Origin of the sequence: Mycobacterium colombiense (assembly GCF_003284935.1) — a bacterium.
GTDB lineage: Bacteria > Actinomycetota > Actinomycetes > Mycobacteriales > Mycobacteriaceae > Mycobacterium > Mycobacterium arosiense_A.
The window spans coordinates 1-25,506 of the sequence record NZ_QMEV01000025.1; the positions used below are offsets into that span (position 1 = coordinate 1).

Genomic DNA, 25,506 nt, shown 5'->3' on the forward strand with positions numbered 1-25,506 from the left:
TGGGTCCAGCTGGGCCTAACCGCAACTTCAGGCGCGGCAGCACACCACCCGTCGGTGTGCTGCCGCGTCCTGCGGTTACCGTGAAGTTTGGCGTGAAGTACTAGGGACCAATTGGGGAAGTGATGGACCAACAGAGCACCCGCACCGACATCACTGTCAACGTCGACGGTTTCTGGATGCTCCAGGCGCTGCTGGACATCCGGCACGTCGCGCCCGAGCTGCGGTGCCGGCCATACGTGTCTACGGACTCGAGCGACTGGCTCAACGAACATCCCGGGATGGCGGTGATGCGCGAGCAGGGCATCGTCGAGAACGACCAGGTGAACGAGCACGTGGCCGCGCGAATGCGGGTGCTCGCGGCGCCCGACCTCGAGGTGGTCGCCCTGTTGTCCCGAGGCAAGCTGGCCTACGGCGTGCTCGATGACGAGAACCAGCCCCCCGGGTCGCGCGACATCCCCGACAACGAGTTTCGGGTGGTGCTGGCCCGCCGCGGACAGCACTGGGTGTCGGCGGTTCGGGTCGGCGGCGAGATCACCGTCGACGACGTCGCCGTCGCCGACAGCGCCTCGATCGCGTCCCTGGTGATCGACGCCCTCGAATCCATCCACCACGCCGAGCCCGCCGCGATCAACGCCGTCAACGTGCCGCTCGAGGAAATGCTGGAAGCGACCAAGTCCTGGCAGGAGTCCGGCTTCAACGTGTTCTCCGGGGGAGACCTGCGCCGAATGGGCATCAGCGCCGCCACCGTGGCCGCGCTCGGCCAGGCGCTGTCCGACCCCGCGGCCGAGGTGGCGGTGTACGCCCGCCAGTACCAGGACGACGCCAAGGGCCCCAGCGCGTCGGTGCTGTCACTCAAAGACGGCTCCGGCGGACGCATCGCGCTCTATCAGCAGGCCCGCACCGCGGGTTCGGGGGAGGCGTGGCTGGCCATCTGCCCGGCGACCCCCCAGCTCGTGCAGGTCGGCGTCAAGACCGTGCTCGACACGCTTCCCTACGGCGAGTGGAAAACCCACAGCAGGGTCTGACGAAACACAGAGTTCACCAATGTCTTTGCACTCAACATGCGGTTGAGCTGCGAACACGGCATACTTCTCTGAAAGACATCAGCAAATCTCCAACCGGTGTCAACGACGACTCTTAATCGCAAGGCGAGGCAGATGGAATTCCAATTAGTCGGGATGCACTTCGCGGGGGGCCGCAGCACCTCGGCGAGGACACCGGCGCACGCCCGCGCGCGACTGGCGGCACGGGCTCACACATTCATCACGATAGGGAGTACAGGGCGATGACTGCGGTAGTTGAAGTACCACAGCCTGACGTAGAGGGAATCTCGCAGCCTCAGGCAGTCGTCGTCGGCGTGATGGCCGGCGCGGGTGTCCAGATCGGCGTCCTGCTGGACGCCAACGCCCCCGTCTCGGTGATGACCGACCCGTTGCTGAAGGTGGTCAACAGCCGGCTGCGCGAACTCGGTGAGTCCCCGTTGGAGGCGTCGGGCCGGGGCCGCTGGGCGCTGTGCCTGGTGGACGGCTCGCCGCTGCGGGCCACCCAATCGCTGAGCGAGCAGGACGTCTACGACGGCGACCGGTTGTGGATCCGCTTCATCCCGGACACCGAGCACCGCTCGCAGGTCATCGAGCACATCTCCACCGCCGTCGCAGCGGACCTCAGCAAGCGCTTCGCCGCCATCGACCCGGTCGTCGCGGTGCAGGTCGGGGCGACGATGGTGGCCGTCGGGGTGACGACCGCCGCCGGCCTGCTCGGCTGGTGGCGCTGGCACCACAACTCGTGGCTGCCGACGGTCTACGCCGGCGTGATCGGCGCGGTGGTGCTCGGCGTTTCGCTGATGCTGTTGATGCGGGCGAGCACGCAGCAGGAACGGCGCGTCGGCGACACCATGCTGTTGAGCAGCCTCGCGCCCCTCTCGATCGCGGCCGCGGCCGCCCCGCCCGGCGGCGTCGGATCGCCGCACGGGGTATTGGGATTCGGCGTCCTCACCATCGCCGCGATCCTGGCGCTGCGCTTCACCGGGCGCCGGCTGGCGATCTACACCGCGATCGTCACCGTCAGCCTGATCACGGCGGTGGCCGCGCTGGCGCGGATGGTCGCGATGACCAGCGCCGTGACGCTGTTCACCTGCGTCGTGCTGGTGTCCGTCATGATCTACCAAAGCGCGCCGGCGATCTCCCGGCGGCTGGCCGGCATCCGGTTGCCCGTCTTCCCGTCGGCCACCAGCCGATGGGTGTTCGAGGCCCGGCCCGACCTGCCCACCACCGTGGTGCGCTCCGACGGCGGTCCTCCGGTCCTGGAGGGGCCCGCCTCGGTCCGCGACGTGCTGACCCAGGCCGAACGCGCCCGGTCCTTCCTGTCGGGTTTGCTGATCGGGCTCGGCGTGCTGATGATCGTCTCCCTGGCCGCGCTGTCGGACCCGCACACCGGACAACGCTGGCTGCCCGTCCTGCTGGCCGGGTTCTGCGCGGGCTTTTTGATGCTGCGCGGCCGCTCCTACGTCGACCGCTGGCAGGCGATCACCCTGGCCGGAACGGCGGTGTTGATCGTCGGTGCGGTGGTGTTGCGCTACGCGCTGGTGCTGCAGTCACCGCTCGCGGTCTCGATCAGCGCGGCGATCCTGGTGCTGCTGCCGGCCGCGGGACTGACGTCGGCGGCCGTGGTGCCGAACACGGTCTACAGCCCGCTATTCCGCAAATTCGTGGAATGGATTGAATACCTCTGCCTGATGCCAATTTTCCCGCTGGCATTGTGGTTGATGAATGTCTATGCAGCTATCCGCTATCGCTAACGGCAAGGTGTGGCGGGGTCGCGCGTCCGCTGCGGCCATCGCCGCCACGCTGCTCGCGTCGGGTGCGTTAGCCGGTTTGCCTCCGGCGTACGCGATCTCGCCCCCGACGATCGATCCGGGGGCTGTGCCGCCGGACGGTCCGCCGGGGCCGGGGGCGCCGATGAAGCAGAACTCGTACTGCACCGAGGTCGGCGTGCTGCCCGGCACCGACTTCCGGCTGCAACCCAAGTACATGGACATGCTGAACCTGCAGGAGGCCTGGCAGTTCGGTCGTGGTGCCGGCGTGAAGGTGGCCGTGATCGACACGGGCGTGACGCCGCACCCGCGGTTTCCCCACCTGATTGCCGGCGGTGATTACATCATGGCCGGCGACGGCCTGTCCGACTGCGACGCGCACGGCACCATCGTGGCGTCGATGATCGGTGCGGCCTCGGCCAACGGGGCCGGGGTGCCGCCGGCGGCGCCGCGCAAGCCGGTCACCATCCCCACCACCGAACCACCGCCGAAAGCGCCGCCGCCGCAGACCGTGACCCTGTCACCGCTGCCCCAGACCGTCACGATGGTCCCGCCGACACCGCAGGAGCAACCGCCTCCAGGTCCCTTCGGGGCGCCGCCGGTGGCGGCGGCACGGTGACCATTCCCGGCTACTCCGGTGGCGGGCACGTGGCCAACGTCGACAATCGGCGCGGCCCGCAACCGCTGGACCCGCCGCCACCACCGCCGCCGCCGCCGCCCGCCAAGGCCGGTCCGGACGCGTTCAGCGGGGTGGCCCCGGACGTCGACATCATCGCGATCCGGCAATCCAGCCAGGCCTTCGGCCTCAAGGACGCCTACACCGGCGACGAGGACCCACAGACCTCGGCGAAGATCGACAACGTCCAGACGATGGCGCGGGCGATCGTGCATGCCGCCAACATGGGGGCACAGGTCATCAACATCTCCGATGTGACCTGCATGAGCGCGCGCAACATCATCGACCAGCGCTCGCTGGGCGCGGCGGTGCGCTACGCGGCGGTCGACAAGAACGCCGTCATCGTGGCGGCGGCCGGTGACACCAGCAAGAAGGACTGCAAGCAGAATCCGCCCCATGATCCGTTGCAGCCCAACGATCCTCGCAACTGGAACGCGGTCACCACGGTCGTGACGCCGTCGTGGTTCAGCGACTACGTCCTGACGGTCGGCGCCGTGGACAACGACGGGCGCCCGCTCAGCCAGGGCAACCAGGGCCAGGCGTCGACGAGCGTCGCCGGACCGTGGGTCGGGATCGCCGCGCCGGGAACGGACGTCATCGGCCTGTCGCCCCGGGACGACGGCCTGATCAACGCGATCGACGGGCCCGACAACACGCTGCTGGTGCCGTCGGGCACCAGCTTCTCGGCGGCGATCGTGTCCGGGGTCGCGGCGCTCGTTCGGGCGAAGTTCCCGCAGCTATCGGCGTATCAGGTCATCAACCGGTTGACACGCACCGCCCGCGCGCCGGCACGCGGCGTGGATAACCAGGTCGGTCACGGCGTCGTCGACCCGGTGGCGGCACTGACCTGGGACGTGCCTGACGGTCCGGTGAAACCACCGCAGCAACTGTCGGCACCGCTGAACATTCCGAAACCCGTCCCGCCCAGGGATATGGTGCCAGTGTGGGTGGCCGCCGGCGGCTTGCTCGGCGCACTACTCATCGGCGGCGGAGTGTTCGGTACGGCGATGCTGATGAAGCGATCGCGGAAACAGCAATAGGGGCGGAGCACCTTTCATGAAGCGTCAGCGCAGGTTTGGGTTGTCATTGTCGTCGCCGCGGCTGACCACCGTGTTCGTGGTCGACGTCGTGATCATGGTGGTGGCCAGCCACTGTCCCGAGTCCTGGCAGGGCACCTATCGCATCGCGTTCTGGGTGGGTGTCGGCCTGGCCGTGCTGGTGACCCTGCTGTCGCTGGTGACCTATCACGGGCTGACGGTGACGTCGGGGCTGGCCACCTGGCTGTGGGACTGGTCCGCCGACCCGGGTTCCGCGCTGGCCGCCGGCTGCACCCCGGCGGTCGATCACCACCGCAAATTCGGGCGGGACACGGTCGGCGTGCGCCAGCACGACGGCCAACTGGTCACGGTGATCGCCATCAACGGCGGCGATGACGAGTCGGCCTCGCGCCTGCGCCACCGGAATTCGCCCCCCACCCTGCTGGTGTCGGCGGTCGCGTCGGGCCTGCGCCAGTTCGACATCCACCTCGACGACATCGACATCGTGTCGGTGAAGGTCCGCCGCGGCGGTAACGCCGCCGAGTTGTCCAAGCTGGACGACTGGGGGCCCGAGGAATGGGAGGTGGCCAACGATCAGCCGACCTCGTACATTCGCCGCACCTGGCTGGTGTTGCGGATGAATCCGCAGCGCAATGTCGCCGCGGTGGCCGCGCGCGATTCGCTGGCCTCCACCCTGGTGGCGGCCACCGAGCGGCTCGCCCAGGATCTCGACGGGCTGACCTGCGCGGCCAAGCCGTTGACGGCGGAAGAGCTCGCCGAAGTCGACCGCGCCGTGCTCGCCGACCTGGAACCGACCTGGAGCCGCCCCGGCTGGCGCCGCCTCAAGCATTTCAACGGTTTCGTCACCAGCCTGTGGCTGTCGCCGTCGGACATCACCACCGACAAGCTGGACGAGCTGTGGGACGACGAGACCTTCGCCACCGTGCTCACCATCCGGCTCACCTCGCGCGGCGGCCGGCCGCAGGTATCGGCGTGGGTTCGCTACCACACCGAGAAGCGGTTGCGCAGAAACGTCTCGTCGGGCCTCAACCGGCTCACCGGACGCCAACTGGCCGCGGTGCGAGCGAGCCTGCCCGCCCCCACGGCGCGCCCCCTGCTGGTCGTGCCGAGTCGTCCGCTGCGCGCCGACGACGATGACCTTGCGTTATCCGTCGACCAGCTGCGAGGGAGCTCGGCGGGCGTTCCTGTAGCGCAATGACGAGGCCGCAATCCACCGCCGAAGGCGCCCGTAACGCGATGGTCGCCGGGCTGTTGGCCTCCGGCGTCTCGGTCAACGGCCTTCAGCCCAGCCACAATCCACAGGTTGCGGCGCAGATGTTCGCCACCGCGACCAACCTGGATCCGGGGATGTGTGACGCCTGGCTGGCGCGAATCCTGGTGGGGGAGCAGAGCATTGATGTGCTGGCCGGTGCGTGGTCGTCGATCCGGACGTTCGGGTGGGAGACTCGCCGCCTCGGGGTCACCGAGTTGCAGTTCCGTCCCGAGGTCTCCGACGGCCTGTTCCTGCGGCTGGCGGTGACCAGTGTGGAGACATTGGCATGCGCGTACGCCGCGGTTCTGGCCGAGGCGAAACGCTACGAGGAAGCCTCGAAACTGATCGACAGCGTCGAGCCCCGCCAGCCCGTCGACGAGGAACTGGTCAGCTACGTGCGCGGCGTGCTGTACTTTCGCACCGCTCGGTGGCCGGACGTGCTCAACGAGTTCGCCGAGGGAAAGAGCTGGCGGCAGCCCGAGCTGAAGGCCGCCGGTGCCGCGATGGCCACCACGGCGCTGGCTTCCCTGGGTGTGTTCGAGGAGGCGTTACGCCGCGGGCAGGATGCCATCGAAGGCGATCGGGTGCCGGGCGCGGCCAACATCGCGTTGTACACCCAGGGCATGTGCCTGCGGCACCTGGGCCGCGAGGACGAGGCCGTCGAGCTGTTGCGGCGGGTGTACTCAAGGGATCCGAAGTTCACGCCGGCGCGCGAGGCGCTGGACAACCCCAACTACCGCCTGGTCCTGACCGATCCGGAAACGATCGAGGCCCGCACCGACCCGTGGGACCAGGACAGCGCGCCCACCCGGGCCGAGACCGAGGCCGCTCGCCACGCCGAGGAGGCGGCGAAGTACCTGGCCGAAGGCGATGCCGAGCTCAACGCCATGCTGGGCATGGAACGCGCCAAGCGCGAGATCAAGCTCATCAAGTCGACGACCAAGGTGAACCTGGCCCGCGCCAAGATGGGCCTTCCGGTGCCGGTCACCTCGCGCCACACGCTGCTGCTCGGCCCGCCCGGCACCGGAAAGACCTCGGTGGCAAGGGCTTTCAGCAAGCAGCTGTGCGGGTTGACCGTGCTGCGCAAACCCGTGGTGGTGGAAACGAGCCGCACCAAGCTGCTGGGCCGGTACATGGCCGACGCGGAGAAGAACACCGAGGAGATGCTTGAGGGCGCCCTGGGAGGCGCGGTCTTCTTCGATGAGATGCACACGCTGCACGAGAAGGGCTACCAGCAGGGTGACCCGTACGGCAACGCGATCATCAACACGCTGCTGTTGTACATGGAGAACCATCGCGACGAGCTGGTGGTCTTCGGCGCCGGTTACGCCAAGGCCATGGACAAGATGCTGGAAGTGAATCAGGGTCTGCGACGGCGGTTTTCGACCGTCATCGAGTTCTTCAGCTACACCCCCGACGAGCTGGTCGCGCTGACGCGGTTGATGGGCCAGGAGAACGAAGACGTCATCACCGACGAGTCGGCCCAGGCGTTGTTGCCGTCGTACACGAAGTTCTATCTCGACGAAAGTTATTCCGAGGACGGCGATCTCATCCGCGGCATCGATACGCTCGGCAACGCCGGTTTCGTGCGCAACGTGGTGGAGAAGGCCCGCGATCACCGCAGTTTCCGGCTGGACGACGAGGATCTGGATGCGGTGCTGGCCAGCGATGTGACCGAATTCAGCGAACGTCAACTGTTGCGGTTCAAGGAACTGACCCAGGAGGACCTCGCCGAGGGTCTCAGCGCGGCGGTCGCCGAGAAGAAGTCGGACTAGCCGGCTCCGAAGCCCTGCCGCGCCGCTGGGGCCATGCCCGGCGGTCATGAGGACGAGCTCGTGCCCACAGTAATGGGCCGCCCGCCCGCCGGGCGAGAGCGCGCGCATCGAAATCACTTCGACCAACGGCACGCCCCCTTTGGCAAATTGCTGAGCCCCAGCAACGGCACAAGCGGGCAGACACCGCCTCACAGCCGCCTAAAAAGCCATGTGAGCTAGCGAGATTGCCGCACAGGAAATTGTCAGTAGCTAATCAGTGCCACAGCAGATTGGCCACGTCTACTCGTATAGGTGAAGTCGAGAAGAACAATGGCCCGCGGGGCGGTCTTGGCACACGACCACGGTCACGGATGGGCAGGCCACCCGGGGGCGTGCGGGGACGTACGCGCCTTCGGCGTCCGACCGGCGGATTGTCGCCACAGGTCGCCCGCGAGCGGTCCGGCTCCGCGGGGCTGCACGCCCGGCCCCACGGGGTGCGTCATGCAACTGCCGCACAGCGTCGTCGGCGTTGGTCTTAATTGAATCCAGGGAACGCAAATGCGCCGGAAATGTCCGGCTTCGCGTTGGGTGGTGATTGATATGGAGGTCGCCGATATTAGTAGCGAGACGCCAAAGAAATAGTTTCTAGCGCTTTATCAGATTGGCGACGACGCCGATCTTCAGCTTGTGGTTTACGCCGCTTGTGGCTTGCACGTTCATTTACTTCGACCGTTGTCTAATGCTGCCCACAAGTGGCTCGGAAAGTGATGCGCGCCACTAATTTCGGTGGTGGGAGGCGGTCTCTCACAGACCGTCGATGGCCCCGATATGTGTTTTTTACAAATGTTTACCTGACGGGAACGCCCGCCGAAATAACCGATCGGCAGCATCGTCAGTGAAATAGCAGCGTGGCTTGACTAGTCGTTCGTACGCCATTTGGGCGCCGATTCACAGCTAGGAGCGGTATGGCTTTGTTGCCTGTAGCACATGGGGTTTGTACATGTGTCCTATAACGATTCCGGCGCATTCCTTGCGGGTTGCGCCCACTGTGCCGATGCCCCGGCCGCGACGCGGTGCGTGCGCCAGCCGCCGCATGAGGGACCGGAGGCATTAGATGTTGGACTTCGGGGCTTATCCGCCGGAATACAACTCGGGGCGGATGTACGTGGGTGCGGGATCGGGGCCCCTGCTGGCCGCCGCGGCGGCATGGGACGAATTGGCCGCCGAGCTGCAAAGCACTGGGGCGTCGTACAACTCGACCATCGAGACTCTGGCAACGGGACCGTGGACGGGCCCATCGTCTATCGCCATGGCGGCCGCGGCCGCGCCCTACGTGGCCTGGATCCATGTCACCGGCGCGCAAGCCGAACAGGCGGGCGCCCAGGCCAAACTGGCCGCCGGCGCCTACGAGGCCGCCTTCGCGGCGACAGTTCCGCCGCCGGTGATCGCCGCCAACCGCGCGCTGCTGGCCACTTTGATCGCGACCAACATCCTCGGCCAGAACACCCCGGCGATTGCCGCCACCGAAGCCCACTACATGGAGATGTGGGCGCAGGACGCCGCCGCGATGTATACCTACGCGGCGACCTCAGCCAGCGCCGCTGCGCTGACCCCGTTCGCCGAGCCGCCGCAGACCACCAACGAGTCGGCCAGCACCACGCAGGCCGCCGCGGTCACCCAGAGCGCCGGGCAGTCCAGCGCGGATACCGTCAGCCACCTCGCACAACTGAGCACCACGATGCAGCCGGCGGCACAGGTCGCGAGCAATGCCAGCACCACGACAACGGCGACGTCCGGTTCGTCACTCACCCTGCCGAGTGCGATAACGAACTGGAACGAGTTCTGGTCGGTCGCCACCGGACCGTTCTCCCCGCAGTCCTGGAGCAGCATCCCGGGCGGTCCGTTCCTGTCATTCGGCCAGGCCTACGCCTGGGGGCAGAACGGGCAAGGCGCCGCCGCCTATCTCGCGGGACCCAAGGCCATCTCCGGGGCGTTGGCCCCGCTGACCAATGGCGCCAGCGCCGTCAAGCCCATGCTCAGCTCCGCGGTCGGGGCGGGGCAGGCGTCGGGGTCGATGGGCAAAGCCGCCCTGGTGGGCGGCATGTCGGTGCCGCAGGGCTGGACTGAGGCCGCCCCGGCGATCCGAACCATCGCCCAGGTGCTGCCCACCAACATGGCCGCGGCACCGGCCGCGATGGCCGGCGAAGAGGGCGCGTTCAGCCAGATGGCCCTGTCCAGCTTGGCCGGACGCGCCGTCGCGGCCGCCGCAACACGGCCCGGCGGCGCCGCCGCCTCCGCGGCCGGTTCGCTGGGCGGCGTTGCCGCCGAAGCCGATCCGGCCGCCGCCACCATCATCGTGATCCCGTACGTCGAGGAGTGATCGCGATGACGAAATCGTATGGCAGCCAGACACTGTCCGGCCGGAAGCGAAGGTAGGGGTACGCGAGATGTTCTACGGAGCCTTTCCACCGGAGTTCAATTCGGGCCGGATGTACAGCGGTCCGGGTGCTGGGTCGCTGGTGGCCGCGGCGACGGCCTGGCAGAACCTGGCCACCGAATTACAGTCCACCGCAACGTCGTACTCGTCGGTGCTCTCGAGCCTCACGGCCGGGCCGTGGGTGGGTCCGTCGTCGATTGCGATGGCAAGCGCGGCCGCCCCGTACGTGGCCTGGATGCAGCAGACCGCCGCCCAGGCCGCGCAATCCGCGATCCAGGCGACCGAGGCCGCCGCGGCCTACGAGACGGCTTTCGCCGCGCACGTGCCGCCGGCGGTGATCGCGGAGAACCGGGCCCTGCTCGCACAGCTGGTGGCGACCAACCTGTTCGGCCAAAACATGTCGGCGATCGCCGCGAATGAGGCGCAATACAGCGAGTTTTGGGCTCAGGACGCCACCGCCATGGACACCTACTTCGCCTCGTCGGCGACGGCATCGAACAACCTGACGGAGTTCAGCCCGGCGCCCAAGACCACCAATGAGGCGGCCGAGCCGATGCAAGCGGCCGCGGTGACGTCGGCGGCGAGCACCCCGGCCGCCAACGTCGCCAACACCGCGGCGAGCGCCGCCACGACCACTCTGCCCTACAGCGGATTGTTCTCAGGCCCGGCGAACCTCGCCTATCTCTACAACCAGTTCGTCACCAATCTTTTGAACGGACTGCCGGGTGGGTCGAGCTTCTACACCGGCCTGTACAACGCCGTGAAGGTGCCGCTAGGCCTGACCACGCAGTTCAACGACATCGGGTTGCTGGTCAACTTCCCAATGTCGCAATGGCTCAAGTTCGCCCCGCCCATCGGATATGGGGCGCTGCCGAAAGACGCGCTGGGCGCCGGCCTGGGGGCGCTGGGTTTCGGTCGCGGCACCTTGTACAGCTCGATCAGCCCGATCGCCGGCATGGGCAACGCCGGCACCCTGGTCGGCAAGCTGTCCATCCCACCGAGCTGGGCCACGGCCACCCCGTCGATCAGGACCGTCGCGGCCGCCCTGTCGGCGGCCGGAACCGAGGCCGTGCCGGCGGCCGCGCTGGGCCAGGGGAGCCTGTTCAGTTCGATGGGGCTGGCCGGGATGCTCGGCAGCGCCGTCGGATCCGGCGGACCCACGGTGGCGCGTGCCGGTGTGCGCAACCGGATGACTCCCATCAAGGACCTCAAAGACAAGCAATCACCCGAACAACTGAAACGCCTTGTCGCACAGATCTCAGAGCAGCCCGACACCGTGCAGCACCACAATGTCGATCAAGAAAACCTCGACGCGCTTCTCGAGCAGCTGGCCAAAAAGCCGGGCATCCACGCGGTGCATCTGAAGAAGGGCGACAAGTCAAAGGTCATACCCGCCGATGCCCAATTGGGTTGAGCGGCAAAGGTAATCCATCGCGACGGAAGGGTGACAGATGAAACGACTACTGGCGCTGCTTGGTGTTTTTTCGATGGTCGGGCTGGCCGCACCGGCGTACGCCGATCCTCCGCCGGTGCCGGACGGGGACGACGGCGGTTTCGTCGCCGCACTGCAGCAGGCCGGCTTCAGCTTCAACAGCCCCGGCTCGGCCGCCGCGGCCGGCAGGGCGGTGTGTTCGTGCCTGAACAACGGCGAGTCGGGCCTCGAGGTGGTCCACGACGTCAAGACCCACAACCCCGGGATGGACATGGAGATGGCATCGAATTTCGCCCTGCTCTCCGCCAAGTACTACTGCCCCCAGCAGCTTTCGAAGGCCTGACGCCCCGGCGGGCGGGGCGGTGATCTGTGAAACGAGTTGCCGCTCAACAAGTCTGTGGCGCGCCGCTCGCCACCGCGGTCATCCCCGACACGTGGGACAATCACCGGTCATGAGACTGCTGCTGGCGCTCGGTGTCGGCGTTTCAGTCGCGATCGCGATGGCCCCGCTCGCCCATGGTGACCCTGCGGCGGCCGGCGTCGACGAGGCCGGATTCCTGGCCTCCCTGCGGAGTGCGGGCATCACCTACTCGACCCCCGACGGGGCGATCAAGTTCGCCAAGGCGGTGTGCGTGTCGATGGCCAACGGCGAGTTCGGCCCACAGATGCTCGACGAGCTGAAGGGCGAAAACCCCGGACTGACCAACGAGCACGCCACGTCTTTCCTGGCGATCGCGGCCAAATACTATTGCCCGCAGCAACTCACCGGAAAACGATAGCCGCGGGCGCGACGACCCGCGAAGCGCCGCACGGTGCGCAGCACCTGCCGTACTCACATGAAACATAGATATGTACCGCATGTGAAACTCATGAATTCGATTTGAGCCGGAGCTTGTTTGCCGGTCGGTCGCCTATCCGCTCCTACCCTGGCGCCAGAGGAGGACGGGAGGCGACGGGTGGACTTTGGGGCGCTGCCACCAGAGGTCAATTCGGGACGGATGTACGTGGGCGCCGGATCGGGGCCCTTGCTGGCCGCCGCCGCGGCATGGGATGCGCTGGGAGCCGAGCTGTATTCCTTTGCGGCGGCCTATAGTTCGACGATCTCAGGCCTCACGGTCGGGTCCTGGTTAGGACCGGCGGCGACGTCGATGAGCGCCGCGGTCGCCCCGTACGTGGCCTGGGCGGCCCAGTCCGCTGCACAGGCGGAGCAGGTCGCGATGCAGGCAAGGCTCGCCGCCGCGGCCTACGAGACCGCGTTCGCTGCGACGGTGCCCCCACCGGTGATCGCCGCCAACCGCAGCCTGTTGATGACGCTGATCGCCACCAACATCCTCGGCCAGAACACCGCGGCCATCGCGGCGGCCGAAGCGGAGTATGCCGAGATGTGGGCCCAGGATGCCGCCGCGATGTATGCCTACGCCGCCTCGTCGGCCGCGGCCACGCAGTTGTCGCCCTTCGCGGAGCCGCCGCCGACCACCGATCCATCCGCGGTGGCGACGCAATCCGCAGCGATGGCACAGAATGCCGCGTCGGACGTCGCAACCCAGCTGCCCGCGCTGACCAACGTGCTGCCCACGATGCTGCAAGGCCTGGCGACGACCCCGTTGGCGGCGGCGACGCCAACGGCATCGATCATCGAAGCCATTTACCCCATCACCGCCGCGCTGCGGCCATTTTTCGCCGCCGTCACCGGCGCCTACAGCCCCATCGGGGCGATCATCGTGCCGGGCGGCTGGTGGCTGCTGTCCCTGCAGGCGCTGGGGCTGGCCCAGAACGCGCCGGGCGTGGCCGAACTGCTCGGGGGCGGGAAGGCCATCGCCGGCGGGCTCTCGCCGCTGGCGCCGCTGCGGGGCGGTTACGTCTCCGCGGTGACACCGGAGGTCGGCGGCGTGGCGGGGTCGATGGGCCGCGCGACCCTGGTGGGATCGCTGTCCGTCCCGCAAGGCTGGGCCGCAGCCGCACCCGTGATGAAGACGGTCGCCTCGGTACTGCCGAGCGCGAGCGCGGGGGCTGTCCCGGCGATCCCCGCGATGTCGCACGAAGTCATGTTCGGCGAGATGGCCGCGGCCAGTCTGGCCGGACGCGCCCTGGCGGGAGCCGGGGTACGCACCGTCAGCAATGGCACTACCGGCCTCGCCGCGGCATCCGACGGCGTCGCCACCACCGCCACAATCATTGTGGTACCGGCGGATTGAGCGCGATGTATTTCGCTCTCCAGCCACCCGAGATCACCTCCGGCCAGATGTACCTGGGTCCGGGGGCGGGGCCGATGCTGACGGCCGCGGCCGCGTGGGACGCGTTGGCGAGCGAATTGCAGTCGGCCGCATCGTCTTACGGCTCGATCGTCGAGGGCCTGGCCAACGAGGCGTGGGCCGGCCCGTCGGCGGTCGCCATGGCCGCCGCGGCGGTGCCCTACATGGCCTGGATCTCGATGACCTCGGCGCAGGCCAAGACGGCGGCCGTCCAAGCCGCCGCGGCCGCGGCGGCCTATGAGAGCGCCTTCGCGGCGGTCGTGCCACCGACCGAGATCGCGTCCAACCGCGCACGATTGGCAATGTTGTTATCCACCAACGTGTTCGGGCAGAACACCACTGCGATCGCCGCCACCGAGGCCGAATACGGCGAAATGTGGGCACAGGACGCCGCAGCGATGTTCGGTTACGCCACCGCCTCTGCCGCCGCCACCCGACTTGCCCCCTTCGCCGAGCCGCCCGAAACCACCAATGCGACCGGAATCGCCGCCCAGTCGGCGGCGGTGGGCCAGGCCAGCGCACTGGCAAGCGCCACCGACGCGGCGGCGCAGGCCGCGCCGTCCGGCGTCATCAGCCAGCTGCTCGAGGCGCTCGGCAACGCTTCCCGCGGCTACATGGAATTCTGGGACCAGGTGCTCAACACGCTCACGGGTTCCCCGTTGGCCGGGACGACGTGGCAGAACACCTTCGGGATTCTCGCCGACATCGGGCGGTTCAGCACCGTCGCCAACGACAGCATGAGCCCGATCAACCTCGCCATGACCGAGTTCAAGATGTTTTACAAACCCCCGGTCGAGGGCCTGGACATTCCGAAGTCCGCGCTCGGCGCCGGGCTCGGTGTGCGTTCGGCGGGCGCCGGCCTGACCAGCGCGGCATCGGCGGGCATGGGCGAGGCGAACGTGGTGGGCAAACTCTCGGTGCCGCCGACCTGGGCGTCGGCGACCCCGGCGATCAGGTTGGCCAGCAGCCTCCCGACCGCCGGTCTGGCCGCGGCGCCCGCCGCCGGGATCCCGGGCGGCCTACTCGGCGGCATGGCGCTGGGAAGCCTGACCGGAGGCGCCCTGGGCGCCGTCGCCCCGCAGGTCGTCAGCGTCAGGGATGTCCGCGCGCGCGCCGGTGGCGCGACGAGGAGCACCGAGCCGGTCAAACTCGACGACGTCATCGCCAAGCTGCAAAAGCAGCCGGAAGCCGTGCAGCACTGGAATGTCGACAAGGCCGGACTCGACGCTCTGCTCGACCAATTGTCGAAAAAGCCCGGCATCCATGCGGTGCACGTGTCCAGCGCGGACAAGGCCACCGTGACCCGGCCCGGCGCCCCGCCCGGAAGGGCGGGGACGGCATGAGAGGCCTTCTTGCGCTGCTCGGCGCCGCCGGCGCGATCAGTTTCGCGGCGCTCGCCCATGCCGACCCCGAGGGCGATGACGCCGCGTTCCTGGCCAGCCTCGGCAATTCCGGCATCACCTACAGCAGCCCCGGTCAAGTCATCGCGTCCGCCAAAGCGGTGTGTGGGTTGATGGGCAGGGGCGAGACGGGTTTGCAGGTCGTCAGCGACATCAAGGAGCAGAATCCCGGGATGACGTTGGACGCCGCGGCCACATTCGCGGCTCTCGCATCGAACGCCTACTGCCCGCACCACCTGACGCCCAAAACCGGTTAGCCTGGGACTCGCCGCGCGCGGGACACTCCCAATGTCAGCGGTTGGGTCGGGCTCCACTTGCCGTTAACCCGGATTTGGTTCAGTTCCCTTCGCCGTCTTGCAACCGGGAAGGAGCGTGTCGTTGGAGACGCTGAGCGCTCTCGATTTCGCACTCCGGCTGGGTGTCGGCGTCGGCTGCGGCGCCCTCATCGGCCTGGAGCGGCAATGGCGGGCGCGTCGGGCCGGATTGCGTACCAACGCGCTGGTCGCCGGGGGCGCGACCCTGTTCGTCCTGTACGCGGCCGCCACCTCCGACAGCAGCCCCACGCGGGTCGCGTCCTATGTGGTGTCGGGGATCGGGTTCCTGGGCGGTGGCGTGATCCTGCGGGAGGGTGTCAACGTCCGGGGCCTGAACACGGCGGCCACCCTGTGGTGCTCGGCGGCGATCGGCGTGCTGGCCGCTTCCGGACATCTGGTGTTCGCGCTGATCGGCACGGCCACCGTCATCGGCATCCATGTGTTCGGACGCCCACTCGGCCGGCTGATCGACCGCGACAACAGCGCCGAGGAAGACGAGAGCCTGTTGCCCTATCTGGTGCAGGTCATCTGCCGTCCCAAGCACGAGAAGTACGCCCGAGCGCAGATCGTCCAGCACGCCGGCAGCAACGACATCACGCTGCGCGGGATCCACACCGGCAACCCGGACGGCGACGAGGTCGCGCTGACGGCCCACCTGCTGATGAACGGCGATGCCCCGGCCCGGCTGGAGCGGCTGGTGGCCGAACTGTCGCTGCTGCCCGGCGTCCGCGCGGTGCAGTGGTATGCCGGGGACGAAGCGCAGTCCGACGATCGTCGCTGAGGGCTCACGTAGCGCGGGCGGCCGCGGCCCTCTGTGAGTAACCTGCACCGGGCTTTGAAGATGTTCACAGCTCGCTGGCGGCAGAACATCAGACTCGGATCGTAAAGTCCTGCCACTGTGGGCCTTTGGAAGGGTCGTCAGGGCCGACGATGGCGCTTGACGGTCGCCCTCGTCGTCGCGTTGAGCGCATTCGTCGCGTTGATCGTCGGGTCCTCATTGCGTCCCCAATTGGCCGCTGCCGCCATGCCGGAGCCCGCGGCGTGGACTCACAGGGCCCACAGTGTCGACGCGCACGCCGCCCGGACGCGGCCTGATGTTGCCTTCCAGCTCGCCGACGACGGGGAGCGCGGCTTCGTTCAGGGCTCCCTCCCGGCCGATAAAAAGCCATTTCGCAACTCGTGGATGACCCGGGATCGGCCCGTCAGTTGGCCCCACGTGTCGGTGCCGTGGGGCTGGCTGCTGTTGCCCCTGTCCTTCACGGCCGTGTCGATGACGACAGCACAACCCCCTCCGGGGCAAACGTGCCGGGCTGCAATGGATTCCGCTGCCGGCGGCACGGACAGGTCGATCCAGTTCTGCATGCTTCGCTGCTGAGAGGCCCGCGGTCGGTAGTCGAGCCCTAAGGGCCGATCCCGAATCCATTCCCCGTCCATGCGCTCGCAACGCCGAGGCATTCGACGGGTCCTCGCTGATCGTCCCGAATCGTACGGCGCCCGACGCTTCTCGTCGTCAGGCTTGATGACGGGCGCTCCGCGGGCAGCCACTTTTCTCAACGCCATTGTCTCGGAAGGACATTCGTGGTTACACGCAAAATTCAACCCGCCCGCACGGCCGTCAAACAGGCGCGGTAACAATGAATTTCAGATTGGAGACGGCAGAAGCCGCTCCCGCGCACAACCCCCGCAGCCAAAGCGCCGGCCACAATGATCCGCCCACCTTCCACCTGCCCCGGCTGCAAGCTTCCGCGCTGCCGATGGGCACCGATCGCGGCCTCGGGTGGAAGATATTGCGGGATAGCGGCCCGGTCGTCTTCATGAACGGCGCCTATTACCTGACCCGCCGCGAAGACGTGCTGGCGGCACTGAGCCAGCCCAACCTCTTCTCAGCACAGCTGGCCCTTCAGCCGCCCGACAGCGCCGTGCCGGTGTTACCTTCGGCGTTCGATCCGCCCGAGCACACCCGCTACCGCAAAATTTTGCAGCCGTATTTCAGCCCCCACGCATTGACCCGGTTCCAGCCCGTTATGGAGCGCCACGCCGGCGAAATGATCACGGCCCTGGTGGACCGGGGCGCGTGCGAGGCGATGGCGGACTTCGGGCGCCTCTACCCGTTTCAGGTCTTCATGGACCTGTTCGGGCTGCCGCTCGAAGACCGGGACCGCGTGATCGGCTGGAAGGATGCCGGCGTAGAGGGGAAACCAGGCGGGTGCGAGCTGCTGGCCTACTTCACAGACGTTGTTCAGCGACGGCGGAAGAACCCGGGATCGGACCTGCTGTCCGAAGTGATGACCGGTCCCGGCGACCTCACTGACCTCGAGTTGCTCGGCATGAGCCACCTGTTGGTGCTGTCCGGGCTGGACACCGTGGCCGCGGCGATCGGTTTCTCCCTATTCGAACTGGCTCGTCGCCCCCGACTCCGGCGTGATCTCCGCCGTGATGCAGGCAAGATCAGACCCTTTATCGAGGAGATCGTTCGACTCGAGCCGGCGGCGCCACTGGCGGCGCGGGTCACCACCGACTTCGTCAACGTGGGCGGCATGACGCTGCCGCCGGGAACGCCGGTGCGCTTGTGCACTGCCGCGATCAACCGCGACGGCAGCGACGCGATCTCGACCGACGACCTGGTGATGGATGGAAGGGTGCATCGGCACTGGGGGTTCGGGGGCGGACCTCATCGCTGCATCGGTTCCCATTTGGCGCGGATGCAACTGACCATCGTGATTCACGAGTGGCTCGAGCGGATTCCGGACTTTGAACTGCCGCCGGGCTACCAGCCCGAGATCCGCTTCCCCGCGGCGTCGTTTGCGCTCAGGTCGTTGCCCCTGCGCTGGAGGTGAAACACCGGGTTCGCCCCGCTGATCCGCGGCCGCGTCAGCGGCGACCGACGCGCACTGGTGGCGCCGCGCTCGTCGTAGTCTTACCTGTGTGAGTGCCCTCTCAGGCGTCCTGGCCGCGCTGCCTCCGCAGATGCGGGATCCGGTGCTGTTCGCCATCCCGTTCTTCCTGCTGTTGCTGACCCTCGAATGGACCGCGGCCCGAAAGCTCGAGCATCTGACGGCCGAGACGGGCGATACAGCGCGGCCGGCGTCGGGGGCGCACCTCACCCGCGATTCGGTGGCCAGCATCTCGATGGGGCTGGTGTCGGTGGCCACCACCGCCGGCTGGAAGACGCTCGCACTGTTCGGCTACGCCGCGATCTATGCCTACGTGGCGCCCTGGCATCTGTCGGCGACCCGCTGGTACACCTGGGTCATCGCGATCCTCGGTGTCGACCTGCTCTACTACGCCTATCACCGCATCGCGCACCGCGTGCGGTTGATCTGGGCGACCCACCAGGCCCATCACTCCAGCGAGTACTACAACTTCGCCACCGCGCTGCGCCAGAAATGGAACAACAGCGGTGAAATCCTGATGTGGATTCCCTTGCCGCTGTTGGGGATTCCGCCGTGGATGGTGTTCTTCAGTTTCTCCCTGAACCTGATCTACCAGTTCTGGATCCACACCGAGCGCATCGACAAGCTGCCGCGACCGTTCGAGTTCCTGTTCAACACACCGTCGCATCACCGGGTGCACCACGGAATGGACAAGGTGTATCTCGACAAGAACTACGGCGGCATCTTCATCGTCTGGGACCGGCTCTTCGGAACCTTCCAGGCCGAGCTGTTCCGGCCGCACTACGGTCTCACCAAGCCCGTGGACTCGTTCAACATCTGGACGCTGCAGACCCGCGAATACGTCGCGATCGCCCGCGACTGGCGATCGGCGAAGCGCCTGCGCGACCGGCTGGGGTACGTGTTCGGCCCGCCGGGCTGGCTGCCGCGGGCGGCCCGTGAAGCCGAGGCCACCACCGGCCTCGTGACCTCGCTGTAACATTTGCGCGGGCCGGCGCGAAAAGCTGAGCGTGGAGGAGGGTTACGCCGTAGCCCCGCCTCCCGTCAGTATCGGCCCGATGGATCGGAGTTCATGGTGCATCGACTGGCAACGCGCGCTTTCGCCGCGTCGACTACTGTCGCGGCGCTCGCCTCCTTGCTGCCGGCCGCGCAGGCCAAAGCCGACGTCGTGGTGTATCCGGGCATGGAGATACGCCAGGACAACCGGGTTTGCACGCTGGGCTACGTCGACCCCGCCCTCAAGATCGCGTTCACCGCGGGGCACTGCCGGAGCGGGGCCGGCGTGGTGACGGACCGGGGCGGCGCCGTCATCGGCCGGATGGCGGCCTTCCGGGACAACACCCCCAGCGGGACGACGGTGTCCACGAGCCAGACGATCAGCGATTACGAGGCGATCGTGCTGGACAACAGCGTGACGGCGAACAACATCCTGCCGGGCGGCCGGCCGCTGGTTTCGGACCCCGGGCTGGCGCTCGCACCCGGGCAGCCCGTCTGCCATTTCGGCGTGATCACCGGCGAAACCTGCGGGACGGTCGAGAGCGTGAACAACGGCTGGTTCACCATGTCGCACGGCGTGCAAAGCCACAACGGCGATTCGGGTGGACCGGTGTATCTGGCGCCCAACGGCGGTCCGGGGCAGCTCGTCGGGATTTTCAACAGCGTCTGGGGCGACCTGCCCGCCGCCGTGTCGTGGGGGGCCACCTCGCAGGAGGTCCGCGAGGACCTCGGAGTGCGCGACAACGCGCACTAGGTTGTTCAGCCGGCCGCGCCGATCGGGGTCAGCGCGAACACCGGAATCGTCGGTGCGGCGGCGCGGAACTGCTCGTCGCTGCTGTCCGGCGTCAAACCGGCGACGTAGTCCTTGACCTGCCAGTGCCACCGGGCCAGGTAGCGCCTCAGCACCTCGGGCTTGGCCGCGTCCTCGACCTCGCTGGCCCGGAGGCTTCTCCGGTGCCAGCGGGGACCCACCTCGACGACGGCCGCCGCGCGGACGTTGCGGGCCCACTGGGTGTTGCCGCGCGGCGAGACGAGGTAGTCGACGCCGTCGACGGTCAGCAGGTTGATCACCACGGCGCGCGGCTTTCCGGTGGTGCGGCCGCGGACCCGCAACGCCCGGGTGCCGGCGATGCTGATCCCCGCGTCGGCCAGCCAGCGGATGACCCGGTTGGCGGCGCGGGCGGCCCGGTTCGGTTCTTCGTATCGCGGGGACATGTGGTGACCTCTCAGCGAATCGTGGTCCCAATTCCGAGAGCGGTGCTCTCTGTTGAGAGAATGCTGCCACGACCCGCGCCGGAAAGCAAGAGCGGTGTTCTCGGTTTGTGCCAGACTGGCTACGTGGGCAAACGCCAGGAATCGCGCGAGCACATCGAGGCACGCATCATCGAACTCGGTCGCCGCCAGTTGGTCGACCGCGGCGCCGCCGGATTGTCAGTCCGGGCGATAGCCCGCGACCTGGGCATGGTGTCCTCGGCGGTGTACCGCTACGTGTCCAGCCGCGACGAACTGCTAACCCTGCTGCTGGTCGACGCCTATTCCGATCTGGCCGACGCCGTGGATCGCGCCCGCCAGTCCGTCGGAGACCTGTGGAGCGACGATGTGGTCGCCATCGCGCGGGCGACCCGCGATTGGGCCGTCGCGCACCCCGCCCGCTGGGCCCTGCTGTACGGCAGTCCCGTGCCCGGGTATCACGCGCCGCCCGAGCGCACGGTTGCGGTGGGTACCCGGGTGGTGGCGGCGCTGTTCGATGCGGTCGCGGCCGGAATCGCCACGGGCGACATCCGGCTGACGAATGACCTTGCCCCGCAACCGATGTCATCCGACTTCGAACGCATCCGTCATGAATTCGGGTTCCCCGGTGACGACCAGGTGCTGGCCAAGTGCTTTTTGCTGTGGGCGGGGGTGCTCGGTGCCATCAGCCTCGAGGTGTTCGGGCAATACGGCGCCGACACCCTGACCGACCCGCAGGCGGTCTTCGATGCCCAGCTGCGCATGCTGGTGGACGTACTGGGCCAGCACTGAAAGGCGCGCGGCGCCCCGGACCGCCGGAATTAGAACGTGTTCACCCGCTGGCCAGGTGGCCGGACGGGCGAGCCGTGGCAAAGTCTTTTGGGCCCTTTCTGGCGGACCGGCGATTGGACTATTGTGCGAGACGATGACGCTTCCTCTCGAATCCCCGACGCAGATCGCCTGGGTGACCGCCGACCTTGATGCCACCGAAACGGCCCTCACCGGCCTGTTAGGGGTGCGTAAGTGGATACGCATACCCGAGGTGCACTTTGCTCCCGACGCCTGCAGCTATCGCGGCGAACCCGCCGACTTCTTTGCCAGCATCTCGCTGAGCTACCTCGGCGACATGCAATTGGAGTTGATCCAGCCGGTCCGCGGCCAGAACATCTATAGTGACTTCCTGTCCGATTGTGGGCCGGGTTTGCACCACATCTGCATGGAGGTCGAAAGCCCCGAGCAACTCGAAGTGGCGGTGAGCGAGGCCGGCGAGCGGGGCGCCGCGGTGGTGCAGCGAGGCGTGATGCCCGGCGGCATCCGCTTCGTCTACCTGTCCGCGCCGCAGGCGGGCGTGCCGTACGTGGAGTTGGCGTATGTTGCGCCCGAGATGCGGGCCTTTTACGACTACATCAAACAGGAGCAGCGGTGAGCCGCGGCAGCGAGGAGTGGCGCCAATGAGCACGGAGATCCCGGCAACAGTCAGTGCCGACGACGTGACCGCGTGGTCGGATGACGTCGACGTCTTGGTGATCGGGTTCGGCATTGCCGGCGGCTGCGCCGCGGTCAGTGCGGCGGCCGCCGGCGCGCGGGTGCTGGTGCTCGAACGCGCGGCCGCGGCGGGCGGCACCACTTCGCTTGCCGGGGGCCACTTTTACCTCGGCGGCGGGACCGCGGTGCAGCAGGCAACCGGTCAAGACGATTCCGTCGAGGAGATGTACAAGTATCTGGTCGAGGTGTCGCGCGAACCCGAACTCGACAAGATCCGCGCGTACTGCGAGGGCAGCGTCGAGCATTTCAATTGGCTGGAAGACTTGGGCTTTCAGTTCGAGCGCAGTTATTACCCGGGCAAGGTCGTGGTGCCGCCGGGCACCGAGGGGTTGAGCTACACGGGGAATGAGAAGGTCTGGCCCTTCTGCGAGCGGGCCAAGCCGGCGCCGCGCGGGCACTCGGTGCCGGTGCCCGGCGAATTAGGCGGCGCGAGCATGGTTGTCGACCTGCTGCTCAAGCGCGCCGACGCCCTAGGCGTGCAGATCCGCTACGAGACCGGGGTGACCAACCTGGTCACCGATGGCGACGGCGCGGTCGTCGGCGTGGCCTGGAAACACTTCACCGAAACCGGCGCCATCAAGGCCAAGTCCGTCATCATCGCGGCGGGCGGATTCGCGATGAATCCGGAGATGGTCGCCGAGCACACGCCCGCGCTGGGCCAGGAGCGACGCACCAAACACCACGGCGTCGTGGCGCCCTACATCCTGGGCAACCCGAACGACGACGGACTCGGCATCCGGATGGGCGTCTCGGCGGGTGGGGCCACCAAGAACATGGACGAGCTGTTCATCACCGCGGCCGCCTATCCGCCCGAGGTGTTGTTGACCGGTGTGATCGTCAACAAGGAGGGCCGGCGGTTCGTCACCGAGGATTCCTACCACTCGCGGACGTCGGCCTTCGTGCTGGAGCAGCCGGACCAGACGGCATACCTGATCGTCGACGAGGCGCACACCGAGATGCCCGCCATGCCGCTGATCCGCTTCCTGGACGGGTACGAGACGATCGCGGAAATGGAAGCCGCGCTTGGCATTCCGGAGGGCAACCTCGCGGCCACGCTGGACCGCTACAACAAGAACGCCGCCGCGGGCGAGGATCCCGATTTTCACAAGCAGCCGGAATTCCTTGCGCCACAGGACCATGGCCCGTGGGCGGTGTTCGATCTGTCGCTCGGACGGGCGATGTACTCGGGGTTCACCATCGGCGGCCTCGCGGTGACGGTCGACGGCCAGGTGCAGCGCGAAGACGGCTCCGTGGTGCCCGGGCTGTACGCCGCCGGCGCGTGCGCGTCCAACCTCGCCCAGGACGGCAAGGGTTATGCGAGCGGAACGCAGCTGGGTGAAGGGTCGTTCTTCGGGCGCCGCGCCGGAGCGCACGCGGCGCAACGGGCCGGGGGAGCGTAGGCGCGCTGGTACCCAGCGCCGGAGCGCACGCGGCGCAACGGGCCGGGGGAGCGTAGCCGCTAGAGCCGCGCGGGTTCCTTCTCGACCGGGCCCAGTTGCCACGGGCCGCCGCCGAGCAGATGCAGCTGCTGCTCGTGGTGCTGTTCGACGGTGGGCCGGTGGCTCACGCTGACCATGACGCACTCGGGCAGCTCGGTCCGGACCAACTGGTACAACGCGAATTCCAGCCCTTCGTCCAGCGCGGAGGTGGCCTCGTCGAGGAAGACCGCCTTCGGCCTGGTCAGCAGGATGCGCGCGAAGGCGACCCGCTGCTGCTCGCCGGGCGACAGCACCTTGGCCCAGTCATGGTCCTCGTCGAGCCGGTTGATCAGCGGCGCCAAGGCCACCTTGGTGAGCACCTCGCGCAGCTGCTCGTCGGGGACGGTATCCGGCGAGTTCGGATAACAGACCACGGTGCGCAGGCTGCCCAGCGGCACATACGGCAGCTGCGAGAGGAACATCGTCGCGTTGTCGCCGTCCGGGCGGCACAGGGTTCCCGAGGCGTACGGCCACAGTTCGGCCAGGCTGCGCAGCAGCGTGGTCTTGCCGGCCCCGGAGCGGCCGGTGATCACCAGCGATTCGCCGTGGTCGAGCTGGATGTCCAGCGAGTCGACCAGCTGGTCGCCCTCCGGTGTGCGCACCTCGATGCCGCGCAGCTCGACCGCCGCCTCCTCGCTGGCCTTGACCAGAATCGCCGGCAGCGCGCGGCCCTTGTCGTTGGCGTCGACCAGCCCGTGCAATCGGATGATGGCGGCCCGGAAGGACGCGAACGCGTCATAGTTGTTGCGGAAGAACGACAGCGAGTCGTGAATGTTGCCGAACGCCGTCGCCGTCTGGCCCACATCGCCGAAATCGATCTTGCCGGCGAACAACCGTGGCGCCTGAATCACCCAGGGCAGCGGGACAATTGCCTGCGACACCGACCAGTTCCACCCGTTGAAGATGATGGTCCGCCGGACGAAATTGCGGTAGTTGCCGATAATCGGCGTGAACCGCCCCCACAGCTGTGCCCGCTCGACCCGCTCGCCGCGGTAGAAGCCGACCGCCTCGGCGGCGTCCCGCAATCTCACCAGGGCGTATCGGAAGGCGGCGTTGAGCCTCTCGTTGTTGAAGCTGAGCCAGATCAGCGGGCGCCCAAGCCACACCGCGACGACGGTCGCGATCAGCACGTAGACCAGCACCGTCCAGAACATCGCTCGCGGCAACACCACACCGAACAGATCGAGGTCCCCGGACAGGTTCCACAGGATCGCGGCGAAGGAGATCACCGAGGCCACCGCGTTGACCGCCCCGAACAGCAACGTGCTGCCCGTCCCGTTGGACGGGATGTTGGGGGTTCCGCCGGCGTTGGCGGTGAAGATGTCGATGTCCTGCTGGATGCGCTGGTCGGGGTTGTCAATGGTGTTGTCGATGAACAGATCCCGGTAGTAGGCCCGGCCCTCCAGCCAGTCGTCGGTGAGGTGGGAGGTCAACCACATGCGCCAGGCGATGATGAACCGCTGCGTCAGATAGACGTCGGCCGCGAACCGGATGACGTAGAGGGTTGCCAGCACGCTGAAGATCGTGAGCGACATCCAAAAGCCATGTACACCAGACTGTTTGACGTTGTCGTCGCCCGCAGCCATGCCCTGCACCGCCTTCTGCACGGCGGTGTACAAGTCGTTGCCCTGGTAGCTGAGCAGCACCACCAACCGGACCGACAGCAGCACCGACAGCAACAACACACCCAGCATCAGCCACACGCGCACGCTGCGTGCGCCGACGAAGTAACCGCGGGTGATCCGCCAGAACTGCCGGCCCCAGGGTGTGAGATAGCGGAAGGCGATCAGGACGCCGAACAGACAGACCGCGCTGACCACCCAGGCTATGGCGATCCACCGCAACGAATCCATGGGTGCCGCCGACCAGTTGATCGATGGCTTGAAGGGCTTTGGACCCATCGTCGACGTCTCCTTACGGTCGAGGTTGTCGAACGCTCCTCAACTTCAAATCCTTCGGCGAAGGTACCTGACGAATCT

General features: G+C 67.5%; 21 protein-coding genes and 1 pseudogene. 20 read left to right on the forward strand and 2 right to left on the reverse strand.

The features are described from left to right. Window positions 1-122 precede the first annotated feature (122 nt). The 17 genes and pseudogenes from DQP57_RS13400 to DQP57_RS13480 all read left to right on the forward strand — a co-directional run bounded on the left by DQP57_RS13400 (window position 123) and on the right by DQP57_RS13480 (window position 20,028). A complete protein-coding gene (locus tag DQP57_RS13400; protein ID WP_112633403.1) occupies window positions 123-1,025 on the forward strand; it encodes an ESX secretion-associated protein EspG in 903 nt (300 codons plus the stop codon). Between the two features lie 260 nt (window positions 1,026-1,285). After that, a complete protein-coding gene (gene eccD / locus DQP57_RS13405; RefSeq protein ID WP_112633404.1) occupies window positions 1,286-2,797 on the forward strand; it encodes a type VII secretion integral membrane protein EccD in 1,512 nt (503 codons plus the stop codon). Next, window positions 2,775-4,528 (forward strand): annotated as a pseudogene (locus DQP57_RS13410) (type VII secretion-associated serine protease mycosin). Before eccD ends, DQP57_RS13410 begins: the two are co-directional and overlap by 23 nt. Before the next feature lie 16 nt (window positions 4,529-4,544). After that, window positions 4,545-5,744, forward strand: coding sequence for a type VII secretion protein EccE (gene eccE, locus DQP57_RS13415; protein WP_112633405.1), 1,200 nt, complete (start codon window positions 4,545-4,547; stop codon window positions 5,742-5,744). After that, window positions 5,741-7,573, forward strand: a complete 1,833-nt coding sequence (gene eccA5 / locus DQP57_RS13420; protein ID WP_112633406.1) for a type VII secretion system ESX-5 AAA family ATPase EccA5 — start codon at window positions 5,741-5,743, stop codon at window positions 7,571-7,573. Before eccE ends, eccA5 begins: the two co-directional genes overlap by 4 nt. A 1,093-nt stretch (window positions 7,574-8,666) precedes the next feature. Further along, complete coding sequence (locus DQP57_RS13425) at window positions 8,667-9,932, forward strand: PPE family protein (protein WP_112633407.1); 1,266 nt, start codon at window positions 8,667-8,669, stop codon at window positions 9,930-9,932. Window positions 9,933-9,999: 67 nt separating this feature from the next. After that, window positions 10,000-11,403 (forward strand): PPE family protein, encoded by a 1,404-nt coding sequence (locus tag DQP57_RS13430; RefSeq protein ID WP_112633408.1) that lies wholly within the window; start codon window positions 10,000-10,002, stop codon window positions 11,401-11,403. Window positions 11,404-11,440: 37 nt separating this feature from the next. Further along, window positions 11,441-11,764 (forward strand): DUF732 domain-containing protein, encoded by a 324-nt coding sequence (locus tag DQP57_RS13435; RefSeq protein WP_112633409.1) that lies wholly within the window; start codon window positions 11,441-11,443, stop codon window positions 11,762-11,764. A 109-nt stretch (window positions 11,765-11,873) separates the two neighbouring features. Then, window positions 11,874-12,200 carry a DUF732 domain-containing protein gene (locus DQP57_RS13440; RefSeq protein WP_112633410.1) on the forward strand — a complete coding sequence of 109 codons (327 nt, stop codon included), beginning with the start codon at window positions 11,874-11,876 and terminating at the stop codon, window positions 12,198-12,200. A gap of 177 nt (window positions 12,201-12,377) precedes the next feature. Beyond that, window positions 12,378-13,616 carry a PPE family protein gene (locus tag DQP57_RS13445; RefSeq protein ID WP_112633411.1) on the forward strand — a complete coding sequence of 413 codons (1,239 nt, stop codon included), beginning with the start codon at window positions 12,378-12,380 and terminating at the stop codon, window positions 13,614-13,616. Between the two features lie 5 nt (window positions 13,617-13,621). Then, window positions 13,622-15,016: a PPE family protein gene (locus tag DQP57_RS13450; RefSeq protein ID WP_112633412.1), complete on the forward strand. Its 1,395-nt coding sequence runs from the start codon at window positions 13,622-13,624 to the stop codon at window positions 15,014-15,016. Next, window positions 15,013-15,330, forward strand: a complete 318-nt coding sequence (locus DQP57_RS13455) for a DUF732 domain-containing protein (protein ID WP_112633413.1) — start codon at window positions 15,013-15,015, stop codon at window positions 15,328-15,330. The genes DQP57_RS13450 and DQP57_RS13455 overlap by 4 nt, the downstream gene beginning before the upstream one ends. Before the next feature lie 121 nt (window positions 15,331-15,451). Further along, on the forward strand, window positions 15,452-16,168 hold the full coding sequence (locus DQP57_RS13460; protein WP_112633452.1) for an MgtC/SapB family protein: 717 nt from the start codon (window positions 15,452-15,454) through the stop codon (window positions 16,166-16,168). Between the two features lie 156 nt (window positions 16,169-16,324). After that, on the forward strand, window positions 16,325-16,762 hold the full coding sequence (locus tag DQP57_RS13465) for a hypothetical protein (protein ID WP_112633414.1): 438 nt from the start codon (window positions 16,325-16,327) through the stop codon (window positions 16,760-16,762). A gap of 379 nt (window positions 16,763-17,141) precedes the next feature. Continuing rightward, window positions 17,142-18,224: a cytochrome P450 gene (locus DQP57_RS13470; RefSeq protein WP_240631755.1), complete on the forward strand. Its 1,083-nt coding sequence runs from the start codon at window positions 17,142-17,144 to the stop codon at window positions 18,222-18,224. Between the two features lie 88 nt (window positions 18,225-18,312). Then, the gene (locus DQP57_RS13475; protein WP_205869114.1) at window positions 18,313-19,257 is read left to right on the forward strand and encodes a sterol desaturase family protein; all 945 of its coding nucleotides are present in this window, start codon (window positions 18,313-18,315) and stop codon (window positions 19,255-19,257) included. A gap of 93 nt (window positions 19,258-19,350) precedes the next feature. Further along, the gene (locus DQP57_RS13480; RefSeq protein WP_112633417.1) at window positions 19,351-20,028 is read left to right on the forward strand and encodes a hypothetical protein; all 678 of its coding nucleotides are present in this window, start codon (window positions 19,351-19,353) and stop codon (window positions 20,026-20,028) included. A gap of 5 nt (window positions 20,029-20,033) precedes the next feature. On the opposite strand, the gene DQP57_RS13485 is transcribed toward DQP57_RS13480, so the two are convergent. Then, window positions 20,034-20,489 carry a nitroreductase/quinone reductase family protein gene (locus DQP57_RS13485; RefSeq protein WP_112633418.1) on the reverse strand — a complete coding sequence of 152 codons (456 nt, stop codon included), beginning with the start codon at window positions 20,487-20,489 and terminating at the stop codon, window positions 20,034-20,036. Window positions 20,490-20,612: 123 nt separating this feature from the next. On the opposite strand from DQP57_RS13485, the gene DQP57_RS13490 reads away from it, so the two are divergent. The 3 genes from DQP57_RS13490 (at window position 20,613) to DQP57_RS13500 (ending at window position 23,449) form a co-directional block, all read left to right on the forward strand. Then, a complete protein-coding gene (locus DQP57_RS13490) occupies window positions 20,613-21,296 on the forward strand; it encodes a TetR/AcrR family transcriptional regulator (RefSeq protein WP_205869115.1) in 684 nt (227 codons plus the stop codon). Window positions 21,297-21,429: 133 nt separating this feature from the next. Then, window positions 21,430-21,930 carry a VOC family protein gene (locus DQP57_RS13495; RefSeq protein ID WP_112633454.1) on the forward strand — a complete coding sequence of 167 codons (501 nt, stop codon included), beginning with the start codon at window positions 21,430-21,432 and terminating at the stop codon, window positions 21,928-21,930. Between the two features lie 25 nt (window positions 21,931-21,955). Beyond that, window positions 21,956-23,449: an FAD-binding protein gene (locus DQP57_RS13500; RefSeq protein ID WP_112633419.1), complete on the forward strand. Its 1,494-nt coding sequence runs from the start codon at window positions 21,956-21,958 to the stop codon at window positions 23,447-23,449. 59 nt (window positions 23,450-23,508) lie between these two features. Here the strand turns inward: DQP57_RS13500 and DQP57_RS13505 are convergent, their stop codons facing one another. Continuing rightward, the gene (locus DQP57_RS13505; RefSeq protein ID WP_112633420.1) at window positions 23,509-25,428 is read right to left on the reverse strand and encodes an ABC transporter ATP-binding protein/permease; all 1,920 of its coding nucleotides are present in this window, start codon (window positions 25,426-25,428) and stop codon (window positions 23,509-23,511) included. Window positions 25,429-25,506 lie beyond the last annotated feature (78 nt).